This window comes from Streptomyces sp. NBC_01525, assembly GCF_045040405.1.
In the GTDB taxonomy this organism is placed as follows: Bacteria; Actinomycetota; Actinomycetes; order Streptomycetales; family Streptomycetaceae; genus Streptomyces; species Streptomyces benahoarensis.
Window position 1 is genome coordinate 4,643,115 of record NZ_CP109397.1, and the last position, 17,335, is coordinate 4,660,449.

16 protein-coding genes are annotated in these 17,335 nt (G+C 73.6%); 8 read left to right on the plus strand and 8 right to left on the minus strand.

From position 1 onward, the window contains the following. Nucleotides 1–87: 87 nt before the first annotated feature. From OG422_RS20920 to OG422_RS20930, 3 genes are all read left to right on the plus strand, one after another. Nucleotides 88–2,304, plus strand: coding sequence for a trypsin-like peptidase domain-containing protein (locus tag OG422_RS20920; protein ID WP_405744295.1), 2,217 nt, complete (start codon nucleotides 88–90; stop codon nucleotides 2,302–2,304). A 114-nt stretch (nucleotides 2,305–2,418) separates the two neighbouring features. Then, the gene (locus tag OG422_RS20925; protein WP_143943747.1) at nucleotides 2,419–2,892 is read left to right on the plus strand and encodes a sec-independent translocase; all 474 of its coding nucleotides are present in this window, start codon (nucleotides 2,419–2,421) and stop codon (nucleotides 2,890–2,892) included. A 180-nt stretch (nucleotides 2,893–3,072) separates the two neighbouring features. Beyond that, nucleotides 3,073–3,717 carry a hypothetical protein gene (locus tag OG422_RS20930; RefSeq protein WP_143943744.1) on the plus strand — a complete coding sequence of 215 codons (645 nt, stop codon included), beginning with the start codon at nucleotides 3,073–3,075 and terminating at the stop codon, nucleotides 3,715–3,717. A gap of 110 nt (nucleotides 3,718–3,827) precedes the next feature. On the opposite strand, the gene OG422_RS20935 is transcribed toward OG422_RS20930, so the two are convergent. Genes OG422_RS20935 through OG422_RS20945 form a run of 3 tightly spaced genes read right to left on the minus strand, consistent with a single transcriptional unit; the run spans nucleotide 3,828 to nucleotide 6,925 of the window. Continuing rightward, nucleotides 3,828–4,988 carry an Mrp/NBP35 family ATP-binding protein gene (locus OG422_RS20935; protein WP_143943743.1) on the minus strand — a complete coding sequence of 387 codons (1,161 nt, stop codon included), beginning with the start codon at nucleotides 4,986–4,988 and terminating at the stop codon, nucleotides 3,828–3,830. Nucleotides 4,989–5,031: 43 nt separating this feature from the next. After that, nucleotides 5,032–5,607: a DUF1003 domain-containing protein gene (locus OG422_RS20940; RefSeq protein ID WP_405744298.1), complete on the minus strand. Its 576-nt coding sequence runs from the start codon at nucleotides 5,605–5,607 to the stop codon at nucleotides 5,032–5,034. Next, complete coding sequence (locus tag OG422_RS20945) at nucleotides 5,597–6,925, minus strand: magnesium transporter MgtE N-terminal domain-containing protein (RefSeq protein WP_405744301.1); 1,329 nt, start codon at nucleotides 6,923–6,925, stop codon at nucleotides 5,597–5,599. Before OG422_RS20945 ends, OG422_RS20940 begins: the two co-directional genes overlap by 11 nt. A gap of 228 nt (nucleotides 6,926–7,153) precedes the next feature. On the opposite strand from OG422_RS20945, the gene OG422_RS20950 reads away from it, so the two are divergent. Beyond that, nucleotides 7,154–7,936 (plus strand): hypothetical protein, encoded by a 783-nt coding sequence (locus OG422_RS20950; protein ID WP_405744304.1) that lies wholly within the window; start codon nucleotides 7,154–7,156, stop codon nucleotides 7,934–7,936. A gap of 48 nt (nucleotides 7,937–7,984) precedes the next feature. Here the strand turns inward: OG422_RS20950 and OG422_RS20955 are convergent, their stop codons facing one another. Next, nucleotides 7,985–8,524 carry a hypothetical protein gene (locus OG422_RS20955; RefSeq protein WP_405744307.1) on the minus strand — a complete coding sequence of 180 codons (540 nt, stop codon included), beginning with the start codon at nucleotides 8,522–8,524 and terminating at the stop codon, nucleotides 7,985–7,987. A 33-nt stretch (nucleotides 8,525–8,557) separates the two neighbouring features. Then, entirely contained in the window at nucleotides 8,558–9,667 is a 1,110-nt protein-coding gene (locus OG422_RS20960; protein WP_143941490.1) for a magnesium and cobalt transport protein CorA, read from the minus strand. A gap of 564 nt (nucleotides 9,668–10,231) precedes the next feature. Here OG422_RS20960 and OG422_RS20965 point away from each other — a divergent pair. The 4 genes from OG422_RS20965 to OG422_RS20980 all read left to right on the plus strand — a co-directional run bounded on the left by OG422_RS20965 (nucleotide 10,232) and on the right by OG422_RS20980 (nucleotide 13,421). Next, complete coding sequence (locus tag OG422_RS20965) at nucleotides 10,232–10,849, plus strand: suppressor of fused domain protein (RefSeq protein ID WP_143941491.1); 618 nt, start codon at nucleotides 10,232–10,234, stop codon at nucleotides 10,847–10,849. 166 nt (nucleotides 10,850–11,015) lie between these two features. Next, nucleotides 11,016–11,654: a DUF6758 family protein gene (locus tag OG422_RS20970; protein WP_405744310.1), complete on the plus strand. Its 639-nt coding sequence runs from the start codon at nucleotides 11,016–11,018 to the stop codon at nucleotides 11,652–11,654. A gap of 179 nt (nucleotides 11,655–11,833) precedes the next feature. Continuing rightward, nucleotides 11,834–12,688, plus strand: coding sequence for a PHP domain-containing protein (locus OG422_RS20975; protein ID WP_405744313.1), 855 nt, complete (start codon nucleotides 11,834–11,836; stop codon nucleotides 12,686–12,688). Between the two features lie 127 nt (nucleotides 12,689–12,815). Next, complete coding sequence (locus OG422_RS20980) at nucleotides 12,816–13,421, plus strand: MarC family protein (protein WP_143941494.1); 606 nt, start codon at nucleotides 12,816–12,818, stop codon at nucleotides 13,419–13,421. Between the two features lie 90 nt (nucleotides 13,422–13,511). Here OG422_RS20980 and OG422_RS20985 read toward each other — a convergent pair whose 3' ends face one another. The 3 genes from OG422_RS20985 to OG422_RS20995 all read right to left on the minus strand — a co-directional run bounded on the left by OG422_RS20985 (nucleotide 13,512) and on the right by OG422_RS20995 (nucleotide 17,197). Beyond that, the gene (locus OG422_RS20985; RefSeq protein WP_169750032.1) at nucleotides 13,512–13,667 is read right to left on the minus strand and encodes a hypothetical protein; all 156 of its coding nucleotides are present in this window, start codon (nucleotides 13,665–13,667) and stop codon (nucleotides 13,512–13,514) included. A gap of 250 nt (nucleotides 13,668–13,917) precedes the next feature. After that, nucleotides 13,918–14,769, minus strand: a complete 852-nt coding sequence (locus tag OG422_RS20990; protein ID WP_143941495.1) for an alpha/beta fold hydrolase — start codon at nucleotides 14,767–14,769, stop codon at nucleotides 13,918–13,920. A gap of 124 nt (nucleotides 14,770–14,893) precedes the next feature. Beyond that, a complete protein-coding gene (locus tag OG422_RS20995; protein ID WP_405744316.1) occupies nucleotides 14,894–17,197 on the minus strand; it encodes a DEAD/DEAH box helicase in 2,304 nt (767 codons plus the stop codon). Nucleotides 17,198–17,335 lie beyond the last annotated feature (138 nt).

A 17,335-nucleotide genomic window follows, 5' to 3' on the forward strand; every position in this document is an offset into this window, starting at 1 on the left:
GCTGCGGGGCGGTGCGTGTCGTCGACGTGCGCACGGTCCGCGAGGTGGCGGTGGCCCGCGCAGGTGCGGGCGAATGGTGGGGAGAGCATGGACGACGGTACGGCCACCGGGCCGAAGCTGAAGTGGTGGAGCCGGCCGGGGCACACCCCCGACCCCCAGCCCCACCCGGGACCGGGTCCGCAGCCCCAGCCGGTGGCCGCCGAGGGGAGCGGGGCCCTGCCGGAGCCGGCCCTTCCCGCCGCCGGTACGGGCGCGCCGCCCATCGACGGTACGGGCCCGCAGCCGGGCACCTCGGGCGGCACCCAGCCTGGTGCCCCGGCCTCGGCTGGGGCACAGCCGTTGCCCGCGGGCGGCGCGGGCCCGCAGCCGGGTGCCTCCGGTGCGGCCTCGCCGCAGCCCGCTGCTTCGGCCTCCACCGGTCCGCAGCCGGTCGCCTCGCCCGGGGCCCAGCCCCTGCCCGTCGACGAGTGGCCGCCGCCGGAGCCGCTGGCGGCCACGCGGGCCTCGGTCGCGGCCGGTTCCGCGGCCCGGGCGGCGTCGTCCCCGGCCGGTCCGGAAGCCGTCGCGGCGCCCGGGGCCCCGGGCGCGCCCGAAGCCCCCGCCGAGGCACCTGCCGCCGAGCCCACTGTCCCCGTCTCCCGCGCCACCGTGCAGCTCACCAAGGCCGAGCCCGACGCGGCACCCGCACCGACGGGCAGTCCGGCCGCTGCCTCCGACCGCCCCCGCCCCCGCCACCCCCAGGACCCCTACGGCACGCCCCCCTACGGCGACCCCGGGCCCTGGGCGCCCGCGCCGCCGGTGCAGCGGCCGGTGACCACTCCGGCGCACGGTACCCAGCTGCCGCAGACCGTCGCGGCGGGCGGCTACGGCACCGCCGCGCCACCGCTGCCGGGGGCGCTGCCGCCGCAGGCGCCCGCGCTGCCGTACGGTGAGCAGCCGCTCCCGGCCGAGCTGCCCGTTTCCCCGCAGCCGTATCCGCAGGGCGGGAACGGGACGGACGGCGGCGGGTTCGTGCCGCTGCCCGCCGTCGTGGGCGCCGACGCGCCGCTGCCGCCGGAGCGGCCCGTACCGCACCACGAGGCGTCCGGTGAGCACGGCCACCTCGTCCCGGCGCACCCGGGCGGCGCCTGGCAGCAGTACGACCCGTGGAGCCCGCCGGGGCAGCACGGCCTCGCCGTGCCGCCGCCGGTCCGGCGTGCGAGGCGTGGCCCGCTCGTCGTCGGCGCGGTGCTGCTGGCGCTGCTCGCCGGGGGCGTGGGCGGCACCGTCGGTGTGTACGTCGAACGCCACGGCGGGCCGGGCGACATCATCCTGCCGCAGGACGACGAGGCGCCCCGGCCCCGCGATCCGCACAGCGTCGCCGGGATCGCGCAGACCGCGCTGCCCGGAGTGGTCACGCTCCACGTACGGGGCAACGCCGAGCAGGGCACCGGCACCGGCTTCGTCCTCGACACACAGGGCCACATCCTCACCAACAACCACGTCGTGGAGCCCGCCGGGGACGGCGGCGAGATCTCGGTGACGTTCAGCGGCGGGCAGACCGCCAAGGCGCGCGTGGTGGGCCGCGACAGCGGCTACGACCTCGCCGTCGTCCAGGTCGACGGCGTCTCCGGGCTGCACCCGCTCACCCTCGGCAACTCCGACGCGGTGCGCGTCGGCGACCCGGTGGTGGCCATCGGCGCGCCGTACGACCTCGCCAACACCGTCACCGCCGGGATCATCAGCGCCAAGCAGCGGCCCATCACGGCGGGCGGCGAGAAGGGCGACGGCAGCGATGTGTCGTACGTGGACGCGCTACAGACGGACGCGCCGATCAACCCGGGCAACTCCGGCGGACCGCTGGTCGACGGCCGGGCCCGGGTGATCGGGATCAACAGCGCCATCCGCGCGGCCGACGGCTCCAGCCCCGACGGCACCACCCAGGGCGGCAGCATAGGGCTGGGCTTCGCCATACCGATCAACCAGGCCAAGCGGGTCGCCGAGGAGCTGATCAACACCGGCCGGGCCACCCACCCGGTCATCGGCGTCACGCTGGAGATGGAGTACCCGGGCGACGGCGCGCGCGTCAGCGGCCTCGCCAAGGACGGCCGGAACCCGGTCACCCCGGGCGGCCCCGGCGCCAAGGCCGGGATCAAGGGCGGCGATGTCATCACCCGGCTGGACGGCGCCCCCGTCCACGGCGGCGAGGAGCTGATCGTCAAGATCCGCAGCCACCGGCCGGGCGACACGCTGACGTTGACCCTGCGCCGTGGTGGCAAGGACCGCACCGTCCGCCTCACGCTCGGCTCGTCCGGCACCGGCTGATCGTTTGCGCGGTGTTGGCGCGGGTGACTCCCGTGCGGCGTGCGGGGCCAGGTACCGTGAGGGGTGGCCTGGCCCCGGGCCGCCTACCGGCCGCGGACAACCAAGGAGCTGAAGGTGTTCTTCGACATAGGACTCCCGGAGCTGTTGGCTCTCGCGATCCTCGGTGTGCTCATCTTCGGCCCGGACAAGCTGCCCAAGGTCATCCAGGACGTGACGGGCTTCATCCGCAAGGTCCGGGCGTTCTCGGACAGTGCCAAGGAGGACATCCGCAGCGAGCTGGGCCCGGAGTTCAAGGACTTCGAGTTCGACGATCTGCGCCCGAAGAACTTCGTCCGTAAGCACGTCCTGGAGAAGGACGAGTACGGCCTGAAGGATCTTCAGGAGATCCGGGACGGCTTCGACCTCAAGAAGGAGATGGCCGACGTCACCGACGCGGTCCGCAGCTACGACGACGCCCCGTCGGGCGGCGGACGGCTGAACCTCTCCAAGGACGGCGCGTCCTCCTCCGGCCGCATCGACCTCACGAAGAAGCCTTCCGGTGGCCTGGCCCCGGGCGAGCGTCCGCCCTACGACACCGACGCCACCTGAGCCTGCTCCCTCCGCCGTATCCGCGGTGCACTCGCCCACCGGGCGGATGTCGCACGTCGCGGGCACGCCCTTGCGCTCTGTCCCGCCCGGCCAGTGGCTATGCTCCCGGTGTCCGGGGTGAGGACGCCTGAGGGGGGGCGGGCCGCCCACGACACAGGGCAACGAGGAGGCTCCGCGCAGATGGAGACGGTGAGTCGGGCTGCGGCCCAGGCGGATACGGCCGACGCGGGGCGGAAGGTCGACGGCTATCTGCTGGCGGCCTTCCCCTGGTACGGCCTCGATGAGGCGTTCACCGGCCCGCGCTGGCTGATGCGGGTCGGCGCCGCCGCCGACGGCACCGTCGAACACGGTGCGACCGGCCACGGCGAGGAGCCGACGATAAAGGTCGAGACCCCCAAGGACGAGCGGTTCACGGTCGTGGTGACGGTCGCCGGGCGGCCGGTGCGGCGCAGCGGCGACGGCACCGGCGTGCTGGACGCCACCTCCGTCTCGACCGCCGCGTGGCTCGCCGGTTCCGGGCTGCTCGCGCACACCTGGCCGTCGACGATGGACCGCGCGCTGCGCCAGGACTGGCTGGACCAGCAGACCGCCCTCGCCTGGGAGCTGGCGGACGACCTCGACGGCGAGGGCTGGAGCGAACTGCTGCTGCCGGTCGACGGTGAGCCGACCCCGTTCCGCTACCGCGAGTCCGCGTACGGCTGGGTGCTGGCCGGGTCGGCGGGCGGCGGCGAGGAGGGCGTGCACATCGGCGCGTACGGCCGGGGGATGAGCGCATACGGCCTCGGCTTCGGGGCGATCAAGGACCTCGCCGCGTACGAGGGCTGAGCGCGGCGCCGATGCGGCGAGGGGGCGGACCGGAGACTTCCGGTCCGCCCCCTCGGCGGTGTGGCGGAGGATCCGCCTCTTCGGCGGACGGTCCGCCGCAGGTCAGCAGGTCAGAACTTGTTGCGCGGGGTGATCCCCAGCGACATGCCCTGGAGGCCGCGCTGACGGCCGCCGAGCTTTCCGGCGATGGCGCGGATCGCAGCGCCCGCGGGGGAGTCGGGGTCGCTCAGCACCACCGGCTTGCCCTCGTCGCCGCCCTCGCGCAGCCGGACGTCGATCGGGATGGACCCGAGCACCGGCACCTTGGCACCGGTCGTCTTCGTCAGGCCCTCGGCAACCCGTTCGCCGCCGCCGGTGCCGAACACATCGACCATCTCGTCGCAGTGCGGGCACGGCAGCCCGGACATGTTCTCGACCACGCCGACGATCTTCTGGTGGGTCTGCACCGCGATCGACCCGGCCCGCTCGGCGACCTCGGCCGCCGCCTGCTGGGGCGTGGTGACGACCAGGATCTCGGCGTTCGGGACGAGCTGCGCCACCGAGATGGCGATGTCGCCGGTGCCGGGCGGCAGGTCGAGGAGGAGGACGTCGAGGTCGCCCCAGTACACATCGGCGAGGAACTGCTGGAGGGCGCGGTGCAGCATCGGGCCGCGCCAGACGACCGGGGCGTTGCCGGGCGTGAACATGCCGATGGAGATGACCTTCACGCCGTGCGCCGACGGCGGCATGATCATGTTCTCGACCTGGGTGGGACGGCCGTCGGCGCCCAGCATCCGCGGGACGGAGTGACCGTAGATGTCGGCGTCCACGACACCGACCTTCAGACCGTCCGCCGCCATCGCCGCGGCGACGTTGACCGTCACCGACGACTTGCCGACGCCGCCCTTGCCGGAGGCGACCGCGTAGACGCGGGTCAGCGAACCGGGCTTGGCGAACGGCACCTCGCGCTCGGCGGTGGTGCCGCGCAGCGCCGCCGCCAGCTCCTTGCGCTGCTCGTCGCTCATCACGTCCAGCTCGACGCTCACGCCGGTGACGCCGTCGACGCGGGAGACCGCCTCGCGGACGCCGGAGATGATCGTCTCGCGCATCGGGCAGCCGGAGACGGTGAGGTAGACGACGACCGCCACCGCGCCGTCCGCCGCGATGTCCACCGATTTGACCATCCCCAGTTCGGTGATGGGGCGGTGGATCTCGGGGTCGTTCACCGTCGCGAGCGCGTCGCGGACCGCGTCCTCGCTCGGCGCGGCGCCTGGGGGCGTGTCGGTAGCCATGCCTCGATATTACGGCGGGGTAGGCGTGTGGCGGAAAGCCCGTTCAGCGGTCGCGTTCGTCACGCTCCGCCTCGTCCGGCTGCCGCGTCTCCAGCTCCCTGATCAGCTCCGCCAGCTCGGAGCGGATCCAGTCGCGGGTGGCGACCTCGCCCAGGCCCAGCCGGAGCGCCGCGATCTCCCGCGTCAGGTACTCGGTGTCGGCGATCGACCGGTCGTTGCGGCCACGGTCCTGCTCGTGGGTGACGCGGTCGCGGTCGTCCTGACGGTTCTGCGCCAGCAGGATCAGCGGCGCCGCGTACGACGCCTGGAGGGAGAGCGCCAGCGTCAGGAGGATGAACGGGTACTGGTCGAACCGGAGGCTCAGGGGCACGGTGACGTTCCAGCCGATCCACAGGATGATGGTCACCGTCATCCAGACGAGGAACCGGCCCGTGCCCAGGAAGCGGGCGATCTTCTCCGACATACGCCCGAACGCGTCCGGGTCGTACTCCGGCAGCAGGGAGCGGCGCGGCACCCGCGGCTGGTCGAGGCGGACCCGGGGGCGCTCGTTCGCACCGCGTCGCAGCGCCGACGAACCGTTCGCCCGTGCCCGGACGCCGCCCCGCTCCTCAGGCCCCACCGTCGTCCACCTCCGGCGCCCACCCGGCGTCCTCGGGCGGACTCAGCTCCTCGCCGTGCAGCTCCGTCTCCCGCCAGTCGTCCGGCAGCAGATGGTCGAGGACGTCATCGACGGTGACGGCGCCCAGCAGCGAGCCGCCGTCGTCGACGACCGGCGCGGAGACGAGGTTGTACGTCGCCAGATGACGGGTCACCTCGGGCAGCGTGGCGTCCGGTGGCAGCGGCGGCAGATCGGTGTCGGCGATCGAGCTGACCAGCGTGAACGGCGGATCGCGCAGCAGCCGCTGGAAGTGGACCACGCCGAGGAACTTGCCCGTCGGCGTCTCGTCGGGCGGCCGGCAGACGTAGATCTGGGCGGCCAGCGCGGGGGAGAGGTCCGGGTCGCGCACCCGGGCCAGTGCGTAGGCGACCGTCGCGTCCGGCCGCAGCACGATCGGCTCCGTCGTCATCAGACCGCCCGCGGTGCGCTCCTCGTACGCCATCAGGCGCCGGACGTCCGCGGCGTCCTCCGGGCGCATCAGCGTCAGCAGCCGTTCCTTCTCCTCCTCGGGGAGTTCGGAGAGGAGGTCGGCGGCGTCGTCCGGGTCCATCGCCTCCAGGACGTCGGCCCGGCGCTGCTCCTTCAGCTTGCCCAGGATCTCGATCTGGTCGTCCTCGGGCAGCTCCTCCAGGACGTCCGCGAGCCGGTCGTCGTCGAGGGCGGCGGCGACCTCCGCGCGGCGCTTGGCCGACAGGTGGTGCAGTACCCCGGCGAGGTCGGCGGGGCGCAGCTGCTCGAAGGTGGCGAGCAGGTTCTCCGCGCCCTGCCCGTGTTCCTCCAGCGAGAACCCGGTCACCGCCGACCACTCGACGGTCAGCGCCTCCCCCTTGCGGCGCAGCGCCCCGCCCTTGCCCCGCCGGACGAAGACCTTGTCGATCTCCCAGTCGCGGCGGGCGGGGAGCTGGATGATGCCGATGTCGAGGACGGTGACCTCCTCGCCGGTCTCCACCAGCCGCACCCGGCGGTCGAGGAGTTCGCCGAGGACCAGCGTCTCCGAGGCGCGCTGCTCGAAGCGGCGCATGTTGATCACGCCGGTGGTGACGACCTGACCGGACTCCACGCCCGTCACCCGGGTCATCGGCAGGAAGACGCGGCGCCGCCCGGCGACCTCGACGACCAGCCCCAGCAGCCGGGGCGGGCGGCCCTTACGGGTGCCGCTGCCCTTCGTCCGCAACATCGCGACCAGGTCGCGGACCCGTCCGACCTGGTCGCCGTTGGGGTCGAAGACGGCGACGCCGGACAGGTGCGAGACGAAGACCCGGGGAGTCACCACCGCCATGCAGCGCGCCTCCGTTCCTCCGGCCGATCGGGTGTGGGGACGGTAGTAGGGACAAGGGAATATCTGCACAAAGGCGTCAATCCGGGTTCAGGCTAACGCGCCCGGCTCGTCCGCGCCCCGGCGAGCGGCCCGTACGGCGGCGGACGGCGGGGGCGCCGAAGTGCCCCGCGCGACCGGTACGCTGCCGTACTGCTGTCGAGGTCACCCGTAACAGGAGGCAGAGCCGACGTGAGTGCAACCCCCTCGGGGCCGGGCCCCCGAACCGTGGCCGTCACCCCTCGCGCCGGGCGGACGGCGCTCCTGGGGGCGGTGTGCGCGGGGCTGGCCGTGGCGCTGGCGGGGTGCGCCGAGGATCCGGACGCCGGGACGAACGGCGTCGGCAAGCTGCCCGCCCCGAAGATCGAGGCGAAGGCGCGGGCGGCGGCCGAGAGCGCCGGGACGGTCCGCCTCTCCGGCAGCTTCGTCAGCCAGGGCGCCACCTACAAGCTGGACATGCACCTCGCCGGCGACGGCGCCAAGGGCCAACTCACCACCCGTAAGTCGACGTTCGCGCTGCTGCGGGTCGGCGACGCGCTCTACCTCAAGGCGGACGCCGCGTTCTGGGCCGGGGAGAAGGCGGGCGGCGGCGGGAACGACGCGGCGGCGGCGGACAAGCTCGGCGGCAAGTACGTCAAGGTGCCCGCCGCCGACCCGGTCTACAAGCGCTTCAGCGGCTTCACCGACAAGGACACGCTGCTGGCGAGCCTGCTCGCGCTGCGCGGCACGCTCGCCACCGGCGACCACGCCACCGTCGGCGGGGTGAAGACCATCCGCGTCGCGGGCGGCGCGGGCTCCGGCGGCACCCTCGACGTCTCCCTGGAGGGCACGCCCTACCCGCTGCGCCTGGAGCGCGGCGGCGACGCGGGCACGGTCCGCTTCGACGACTGGGACAAGGGCGTCTCCCTCAAGCCGCCGTCGCACGACCAGATCGTGGACTACGGGAAGCAGGTCTCGGCGGCTTCGGGGGGCTGAGGGACACGGCCGCGAGGCCGGGGCGCGGGGCGCGACCCGCACCGGCGCTCAGCCCTTACGCCCCCGGCGCAGCAGCTTGGGCAGAGCCGCCGGGACCGGGCGGCGGGTGATCGCGGGGGAGGGGAGCGGCGGGGCGGCGTGGGCCTCGTCCGGCATGGTGCCGGGGCGCTGCTCGGCGCCGCCGACGGGCTCCAGCCGCAGCACCCGGCACTCGGCCGCCCAGCGCTCCAAGATCGCCTCCGCGTCCGGGGCGTTGAGCCGCTTGCCCTTCAGTTCGTCGACCGCGGTGCGCCACGCCGCACTGTCCGGCGCCGTCTCCACGACGCGCGCCTGCCATGCCACGAGGCGGCCGCCCTTGTCCTTGCTGCGGACGGTGACCGTCGCGGTGGTGCCGTCGGCCAGCCCCAGATCCGCCAGCGGCTGCTCGCCCGCGCCATCGCCGACCAGGCACGCCGCGCCGTCCACCCACAGATGCCACAGTGCCCGGGACGGGCCGGTGGCCCCCCGTACCCAGATCAGGCCGGACTTCTTCGTGGCCTCTTCGATGAGCGCGCGGTCCTGGAGCGCCTGCGACGTGGTCGATGTCATGCCCGTCAGCCTAATCGGCCTGGTACGGGCGCGTCAGAGCCAGCCGTTGCGCTTGAAGCCGCGGTGGATGCCGAAGCAGAGCGCGACGGTCGCCACCAGCACCGCCGGGTAGCCGTACTTCCAGTGCAGCTCCGGCATGGAGTGGAAGTTCATGCCGTAGATCCCGGCGATCATCGTGGGGACGGCGAAGATCGCGGCCCACGAGGTGATCTTGCGCATGTCCTCGTTCTGCGCGACGGCCGCCTGCGCGAGGTTGGCCTGGAGGATGGAGTTGAGCAGGTCGTCGAAGGAGAGCACCTGCTCGTTGACGCGCGCCAGGTGGTCGGCGACGTCGCGGAAGTACTTCTGGATGTCGGAGTCGACGGGCCGCATCGGCCGCTCGCTCAGCAGCTGCAACGGCCGCAGCAGCGGCCCCACCGCGCGCTTGAACTCCAGCACCTCACGCTTGAGTTGGTAGATCCGCCCGGCGTCGCCGCCCCGGGTCGCCCCCCGGCCGGTGCCCGAGCTGAAGACGTCGATCTCCACCTCGTCGATGTCGTCCTGTACGGCACCGGCGACCGCGATGTACCCGTCGACGACCTGGTCGGCGATGGCGTGCAACACCGCCGACGAGCCCTTGGCCAGCAGCTCGGGGTCGTCCTGGAGGCGGTGACGCAGCGCCCGCAGCGATCCCTGGCCGCCGTGCCGGACGGTCACGATGAAGTCCCGGCCGGTGAAGCACATCACCTCGCCGGTCTCCACGACCTCACTGGTCGCGGTCAGCTCGGCGTGCTCGACGTAGTGGACGGTCTTGAAGACCGTGAACAGGGTGTCGTCGTAGCGCTCCAGCTTCGGCCGCTGATGGGCGTGGACGGCGTCCTCGACGGCGAGCGGATGCAGCCCGAACTCCGCGGCGATACCGGCGAATTCGGCCTCCGACGGCTCGTGCAGCCCGATCCAGGCGAAGCCGCCCTCGGCCCGGACGCTCGCCATCGCCTCGGCGGGGGTGCAGGCTTCCTGCACCCGGCGGCCCTCACGGTAGACGGCGCAGTCGACGATGGCGCTGTTCACACAGGCCGGGGCGGACTTCTCGTAGCCGAAGGCGGCGCCGTCACGGCGGCGGGAGGGACGGACGGCGGCGCGCAGGTCACGGATCATCGACATGGCAAGCTCCTTCACGGGCCGGCCGTCGTGCGCGGGGCGTAACGCAACCCGGAACGTGGACGTACGAGGCGTCATCGGCCGTACGTCCGCAAAGCGGGCGGCGTTCGGTGCCGGGGCACTGACGGCGCGCGGAGAATTCGAGGAATTCGCTGAGAGATACGGAACAGAAGGGCGAAGGCGCTCTTCCGTCATCTCCGTCCGACGCGAAGGAACTTCGCATGTTTCCCCGCTGGACTGCGGGGTACGGAAGCCTTCGGCTCAGAAGATTCGCTGCGCGAGCGGGATGACAGGAGAACTATCGGTACTGCACGGTCGACTCGGATCCACCGCAGCCCCACCTCCTCCGGCCGGTCCCCGCTGGGGGACAGCGTCATTCCCTGACCAGATGGCAGGCTATCAGCCGTCCGTGGTGCCACCGCGCCGCTTTGCCTGTTCGATACGAAGCCGATTCACGGCCTTCTCCGACACGCCCGCATCCGGGTCCGCCGCCCGGCCCCGGGGCCGGGCGGCGGCGCCGTCGGGTGGCCCTCCGGATGCCTCGCGGGGCCGCTTTATGCTCGCCCCATGTCTGACGTTCTCGATCTGGTCGAAGCCCGGCTGCGCACCGCCCTGGGCGAGCCGGACGCCCGCGCCGCCGTCACCTTCCTCGGCACCGACCGCATCGAGGTGCTGCGCTTCGTCGGTGACGGCGTGGTCCGCTACGCCTCGCTCGGGATGTCCGCCCACCCGATGACGGACCCGGCGGGCTCCGCGCCGGGCCTGGGCGCGCCCCCGTCGGTGGTCTTCGCCGACCCGGTGGCCGGGCCCCGCGCCGAGTTGGTGATCACGCTGCGGCCGGGCCGCGCCGATATCGACAAGGTGCTGCGGCCGCTCGCCGTGCTCGCCGCGTCACCGCAGGTCGAGGGCGTGGTGGTGGCGCCGGGCGCCTCCCTGGACACCGGCGAACCGCTGTGGCCCGGCGCCGGGTTCACCTCCGTCCTGGTCGCCGCGTCCGGCGGCCTCGTCGAGGATCTGGAGCTGGACGCGCCGCTGGATCCGGTGCGCTTCCTGCCGCTGCTGCCGATGACGCCCAACGAGGCGGCGTGGAAGCGGGTGCACGGCGCGGAGGCGCTCCAGGAACGGTGGCTGGCGCAGGGCACGGACCTGCGGGACCCGCTGCGCGGCGGCGCGGACCTGTCGTGAGGCGCGCCCGCGGCCGGACCGTGCGAGGCGTCGCCGGGGCCCGTGCCGGGTGCGCGGCGGCCTCCTGGGCCGTGTCCGGCGGGCCCCGTACCGGTGTGCGGAACATTCCGACCGGTCGGGTGATCGTCCTTGACGCGACCGCGTGGCTGGAGGACCGTGGATCCCTATGAGGGGTGAACCCAGTTGCCCGAAGTGCGGTGGCCGCGTCCGGGCGCCCGGTCTCTTCTCCGACTCCTGGCAGTGCGCCGTCCACGGCACCGTGCAGCCGCTCCAGCCGGTCGTCCTGCCGAGCGTCGAGGCGCTCGGCGTTGTCGTGAACCGTTCACAGGTCCCGGTGTGGATGCCCTGGCCGCTGCCGGTCGGCTGGCTCTTCACGGGTGTGGCCTGCGCCGGTGACGACCGCAGCGGCGGCCGTGCCACCGCCGTCGCCTGCTCGGGACCCGGCCCGCTCGGCGGTCCCGGCGAACTCCTGTTGATCGCCGAGGAGCTGGGCGTGGGGCTCGGCGCCCGTTACGCCGGGATCGACGGCCCGGACCCCGGCCCCGGTATGCACGTCGACGCCGCCCCGCACACCAAGATCCTCACCTCCGGCCGCCCGACCCCGATGTGGCATGTCGAGGGCTCCCCGGCCGACCGCGTGGTCTTCGCCGGGGAGGCCCGCGGGCTCTGGCTGTGGGCGATCGTCTGGCCCGAGCAGTCCGGCCTGCTGATGTACGACGATCTGGTCCTCACCGATCTGCGTGAGGCGGGCGCCGAGGTCGACCTGCTGCCGTGCGGGGCGCTCTCCCCGCGGCTCCTGTCCTGATCCCCGGGCCCGGCCCCGTGTCCTGGGGGTACGGCAGGTGCCCGTACGTCCTCCCCGAGGCGGACGGGGGTCTTCCGCGGGCCGGTATCCTTGCCGGGACGCCCTGTGGCGCGCCGACGGCGGCCGCGCGGGGCGCCCGTCCGGTCACCGTCCCGTCCCGCAGGGGGGAGTTCAGCGTCGTGCGCATCGATCTGCACACCCACTCCACCGCGTCCGACGGTACGGACACCCCCGCCGAGCTGGTGGCCCACGCCGCCGCCCGCGGGCTGGACGTCGTCGCACTGACCGACCACGACACCGTCGCCGGGCACGCCGCGGCGCGCGAAGCGCTGCCCGCCGGGCTGACGCTGGTCACCGGCGCCGAGCTGTCCTGCCGGGTCGAAGGCACCGGGCTGCACATGCTCGCCTACCTCTTCGACCCCAAGGAGCCCGCGTTCGCCCGCGAGCGGGCGCTGCTCCGCGACGACCGGGTGCCGCGCGCCCAGGGCATGGTCGCCAAGCTCCGTGAGCTGGGCGTCCCGATCACCTGGGAGCAGGTCGCTGCCATCGCCGGTGACGGCGCCGTGGGACGGCCGCATGTGGCCACCGCCCTGGTCGACCTGGGCGTCGTCCCCACCGTCTCCGACGCGTTCACCTCGCAGTGGCTGGCCAACGACGGCCGCGCGTACGTCGACAAGCACGAGCTGGACCCGTTCGAGGCGCTGCGGCTGATCAAGGGCGCGGGCGGCGTCGCCGTCGTCGCGCACCCCGCGGCCGTCAAGCGTGGCGCCTGTGTGCCCGAGGGCGCCCTCGTCGAGCTGGCCGCCGCCGGTCTTGACGGCATCGAGGTCGACCACATGGACCACGATGCGCCGACCCGTGCCCGGCTGCGCTCTCTCGCCGCCGAGCTGGGGTTGCTGACCACCGGCTCCAGCGACTACCACGGCAGCCACAAGACCTGTGAGCTGGGCGAATACACCACCGACCCGGAGATCTACGGCGAGATCGTGCGCCGGGCCACCGGCGCCTTCCCCGTCCCCGGCGCGGGCGGCTGAGCCTCCGCCGCCGGAGTCCGGCGGTCCCTTCCTTCCGGCGCCCGTGCAGATGCGGTGCGCCCGCGCGCCGCCGTGCCGGTGCGCCGTCCCCCTCCGCTCCATCTCCCTCGCAAGGCCATTCATCACCGTGTTCGACGTCGCTGCCTTCAGTACTCTCTTCGTCACCCTTTTTGTCATCATGGATCCCCCCGGGATCACCCCGATCTTTCTCGGGCTGGCCGCCGGGCGGCCCGCCAAGGTCCAGCGCCGGATGGCCTGGCAGGCGGCGACCGTCGCGTTCTGCGTCATCGCCGTCTTCGGGCTCTTCGGCCGCCAGATCCTGGGCCGGCTGCACATCAGCACGCCCGCCCTGATGATCGCGGGTGGTCTGCTCCTGCTGCTGGTCGCGCTGAACCTGCTCACCGGCAAGTCCGAGGAGCCCACCCAGACCAAGGACGTCAACGTGGCGCTGGTCCCGCTGGGCATGCCGCTGCTGGCCGGGCCCGGCGCGATCGTGTCGGTGATCCTCGCCGTCCAGCACGCCCACGGCTTCACCGCACAGCTGGCGGTGTGGACCGCCATCGTGGCGATCCATGTCGTCCTCTACCTGGCGATGCGGTTCTCGCTGCTGATCATCCGGGTCATCAAGGACGGCGGTGTGGTGCTGGTGACCCGGCTCGCGGGCATGATGCTCTCCGCGCTCGCCGTGCAGCAGATCATCAACGGCGTCACCCAGGTCGTCCAGGGCGCCTGACGGCGCCCGGCCCCCGGACGCAGTCGCGCCCCCGTACGGCACTTCCGTACGGGGGCGCATCCGTGCGTACCGCGCGGGGCGGCGTCGGTGTTACCGGGCGGCGACGGTGTCGGCCGGGCGGATGTAGATGCGCTGGCCGATTGCGGCGGCCTGCTGCACGATCCGGTTGACGGAGGCGGCGTCCACGACGGTGCTGTCCACGGCGGTGCCGTCGACATCGTCCAGGCGCATGATCTCGAAGCGCATACGGCTTCCCTTCGTCTGATCCTCCTGCAGGAGAACTGATGGATGGCGAGCGCGGGCGTCGCTGCCCGAGCTTCCGACCTGTCCAACGTCCTGGCCCCCTGCAAACATTCCCTACGCTAAGGAAAATTTTCGATGGTCTAAGTATTTGCAGGTGAGGAAGCGACGACGAGCCCGGCCGGAACGCCGCGGACACCGGTTCGTACGGCCGCAGGTCAGCGCGCGCCGTCACCGGGTACGCGTCCCGGACGGCTCAGTGCTCGCCCCAGAAGGCGGCCAGCGCGGCGGCGGTCTCCATGGGGCGCTCCGCGTTGGGGGAGTGCTCCGCGCCCGGGACGACCGTGCGGCGGGCGGCCAGCCGCGCCGCCATCTTGTCGATCAGCGGCACCGGCCAGGCGTAGTCCACCGTGCCGGAGACGAGGTGCTTGGGCAGCGGCACCGCGGCCAGCTCGTCGACCCGGTCCGGCTCCTCCAGCATCTGCCGCCCTGTGGTGATCAACTGCTCGGGGACGGTCGCCAGCCAGCGGCGCCGCAGGAACTCCCCGATCTCCGACGGCGTTCCGGCGCCCGGCGCCTCCGGCGGGTCGAGCGCCCGCATCGCCTGCCAGACCGTCGCCATGTCCAGCGTGCCGAGCGCGTCGATCAGCATCCGTACGCGGTTCTGCTGCGCCGGGTCGATGGCCGCCGGGCCGGAGCTGAGCACCGTCAGCGACCGGAACGGCCCCGGGTCCGTCAGCACCGCGGCCCGGCACACCAGCCCGCCGCACGAATGCCCCAGCAGATGCACCCGGCCGCCCAGCGCCCGGGCCTGCGCCAACACGTCCTGCGCCAGCGCGCCCTGCTCGTAGGCGGCGACGTCACGGGGGCCGGGGGACTCGTACTGCCCGCGGCCGTCCACCGCCACCGCCCGGAACCCGGCCGCCGCGAGCGGCGCGAGCAGCGCGATGAAGTCCTCCTTGCTGCCCGTGAACCCCGGGACCAGCAGCGCCGTACCGAGCGGCGCCCGCTCGGGCCGGGCGTCGTGCACGGCGAACTCCCCGCGCGCGGTGACGAGGCGGTACGCGCTGGCGCACGGGGGCAGCGAAAGTGTCGGCGGCCTGCTCATGATCCGAGGCTATCCGGCCACGGCGGGCACGCCCCCGCGCAGGGACGCGCCGACGCCCCGGAACACCCCGACGGCCCGCCCCCGCCGGATGGGCGGGAACGGGCCGTCGGTCGTGCGCTGCGGATCAGCTCTCCGGCGTCGCCTCGGCGGCCGGGGCCTTCGCGCGGGTGCGGCGGCGGACCGGCTTCGCGGGGGCGTCGGCGGCCTCCGCGGTGTCGGCGGCCTCCGCCGCCTTCGCCGCGGCGGTCTTCCGGGTGCGCTTCGGCTTCGCCGGGGCCTCCTCGCCGGAAGCCTCCGGTGCGACGGCCTTGGCGGCGGTCTTCCGCGTCCGCTTCGGCTTCGCCGGGGCGTCGGCGGCCTCGGCGGTGTCCACGGCCTCCGCCGCCTTCGCCGCCGCGGTCTTCCGCGTGCGCTTCGGCTTGGCGGGGGCCTCGGCGCCCTCGGCGGTTTCCACGGCCTTGGCCGCGGCGGTCTTCCGGGTCCGCTTCGGCTTGACCGGCGCCTCCTCGGCGACCGGGGCGGCGGGCGCCTCCACGGCCTCCACCACGGCCTGCGCCTCTACGGCCTCCACCACGGCCTGCGCCTCGGCTGGCTTCGCCGCACGCGTCCGGCGGCGGCGCGGCTTCGCCGGGGCGGCCTCCGCCTCCTCGGCGGCGGGTGCGGCGGGCTGCGCGTCCGCGACCGGCGTCACGGCCTCGGCCGCCGCCCGGCCCGTACGGGTACGGCGCCGACGGCGCGGCTGCCGGGACTCGCCCTCGGCCGGGGCGCCCTCCGCCGTGTCCAGCGCGGCGTCCGCCTGCGGCTGCGGGGCCGCGTCACCGTCGACGGCCGAGCCGCTACGGGTACGCCGCCGCTGCCGCGGGGTACGGGTCCGCTGCGGGCGTTCCTCCGTGGCCTCCGGGGCCTGGCCGCGACCGCGACCGCGGCCGCCGGTCTCACCGAGGTCCTCGACCTCCTCGGCGGCGAGCCCGGCCCGGGTCCGCTCCGAGCGCGGCAGCACGCCCTTGGTGCCCGCCGGGATGTGCAGCTGCTCGTAGAGGTGCGGGGAGGTGGAGTACGTCTCCTCCGGCTCGTCGAACGAGAGGTCCAGCGCCTTGTTGATCAGCTTCCAGCGCGGGATGTCGTCCCAGTCGACGAGGGTGACCGCGGTGCCCTTGGCGCCCGCGCGGCCGGTGCGGCCGATGCGGTGCAGGTAGGTCTTCTCGTCCTCGGGGGACTGGTAGTTGATGACGTGCGTCACGCCCTCGACGTCGATACCGCGGGCGGCGACGTCGGTGCAGACCAGGACGTCGACCTTGCCGTTACGGAAGGCGCGCAGCGCCTGCTCGCGGGCGCCCTGGCCGAGGTCGCCGTGGACCGCGCCGGACGCGAAACCGCGCCGTGCGAGCTGGTCGGCGATGTCGGCGGCGGTCCGCTTCGTCCGGCAGAACACCATCGCCAGGCCCCGGCCGTCGGCCTGGAGGATGCGCGCGACCATCTCCGGCTTGTCCATGGAGTGCGCGCGGAAGACGTGCTGGGTGGTGTTGGCGACGGTCTGGCCCTCGTCGTCCGGCGCGGTGGCGCGGATGTGGGTGGGCTGCGACATGTAGCGGCGCGCCAGCGAGATGACCTGGCCGGGCATCGTGGCCGAGAACAGCATGGTCTGCCGCTTGGCAGGCAGCAGCTGGATGATCCGCTCGACGTCCGGCAGGAAGCCGAGGTCCAGCATCTCGTCGGCCTCGTCCAGCACCAGGCTGCGGACCTTCGAGAGGTCGAGCTTGCGCTGGCCCGCGAGGTCGAGCAGGCGGCCCGGGGTGCCGACGATGACGTCGACGCCCTTCTGCAACGCCTCGACCTGCGGCTCGTAGGCCCGGCCGCCGTAGATCGCCAGCACCCGGACGTTACGCACCTTGCCGGCGGTGAGCAGGTCGTTGGTGACCTGCTGGCACAGCTCGCGGGTGGGGACGACGACGAGCGCCTGCGGCGCCTCGGTCAGCTGCTCGGGCGTGGACCGGCCCGCCTCGACGTCGGCGGGGACGGTGACGCGCTCCAGCAGCGGCAGGCCGAAACCCAGCGTCTTGCCGGTGCCGGTCTTCGCCTGGCCGATGACGTCGCTGCCGGAGAGCGCGACGGGGAGCGTCAGCTCCTGGATGGGAAAGGGGGAAATGATGCCGACGGCTTCGAGGGCCTCGGCGGTCTCGGGGAAAATCCCGAGCTCTCGGAACGTAGACAGAATCTTGCCTCTTCTGTGAGACGCGGCGTGAGGCGGCGAAGGGGGTCGTACCGCGCTTCGTACGGGATGTGTACGGGCCGGGTTGCAAAGCCGACGGCGCGCGGGACCACTGCCAACGCTCAGGCACTCCTGCCGCGAGCGGTGTCCCTCCTGCTGATGCGTACGTCGCGTACGCGCCGCGGGGGAGGGCGGTCGGGTTGGAGCCGATCGGGCCACCGACCGGGCATCCGCATGCATGGAACGACCCGCCGATACTCGGCAGGCGCATTACCACTGTACCCCGGATGCGACGGGACATCCGAAGGCTTGTCTGAGTGAGAAAGGGAACAAGCCGCCCGCGCCGCGCGGCCGGAC

Excerpts from the sequence above, each read along its gene's own strand:
- OG422_RS20920 (WP_405744295.1), top strand. The coding sequence starts at position 88 with ATGGACGACGGTACGGCCACCGGGCCGAAGCTGAAGTGGTGGAGCCGG.
- OG422_RS20930 (WP_143943744.1), top strand. The coding sequence starts at position 3,073 with ATGGAGACGGTGAGTCGGGCTGCGGCCCAGGCGGATACGGCCGACGCG.
- OG422_RS20935 (WP_143943743.1), bottom strand. The coding sequence starts at position 4,988 with ATGGCTACCGACACGCCCCCAGGCGCCGCGCCGAGCGAGGACGCGGTC.
- OG422_RS20945 (WP_405744301.1), bottom strand. The coding sequence starts at position 6,925 with ATGGCGGTGGTGACTCCCCGGGTCTTCGTCTCGCACCTGTCCGGCGTC.
- OG422_RS20955 (WP_405744307.1), bottom strand. The coding sequence starts at position 8,524 with ATGACATCGACCACGTCGCAGGCGCTCCAGGACCGCGCGCTCATCGAA.
- OG422_RS20960 (WP_143941490.1), bottom strand. The coding sequence starts at position 9,667 with ATGTCGATGATCCGTGACCTGCGCGCCGCCGTCCGTCCCTCCCGCCGC.
- OG422_RS20965 (WP_143941491.1), top strand. The coding sequence starts at position 10,232 with ATGTCTGACGTTCTCGATCTGGTCGAAGCCCGGCTGCGCACCGCCCTG.
- OG422_RS20970 (WP_405744310.1), top strand. The coding sequence starts at position 11,016 with ATGAGGGGTGAACCCAGTTGCCCGAAGTGCGGTGGCCGCGTCCGGGCG.
- OG422_RS20985 (WP_169750032.1), bottom strand. The coding sequence starts at position 13,667 with ATGCGCTTCGAGATCATGCGCCTGGACGATGTCGACGGCACCGCCGTG.
- OG422_RS20990 (WP_143941495.1), bottom strand. The coding sequence starts at position 14,769 with ATGAGCAGGCCGCCGACACTTTCGCTGCCCCCGTGCGCCAGCGCGTAC.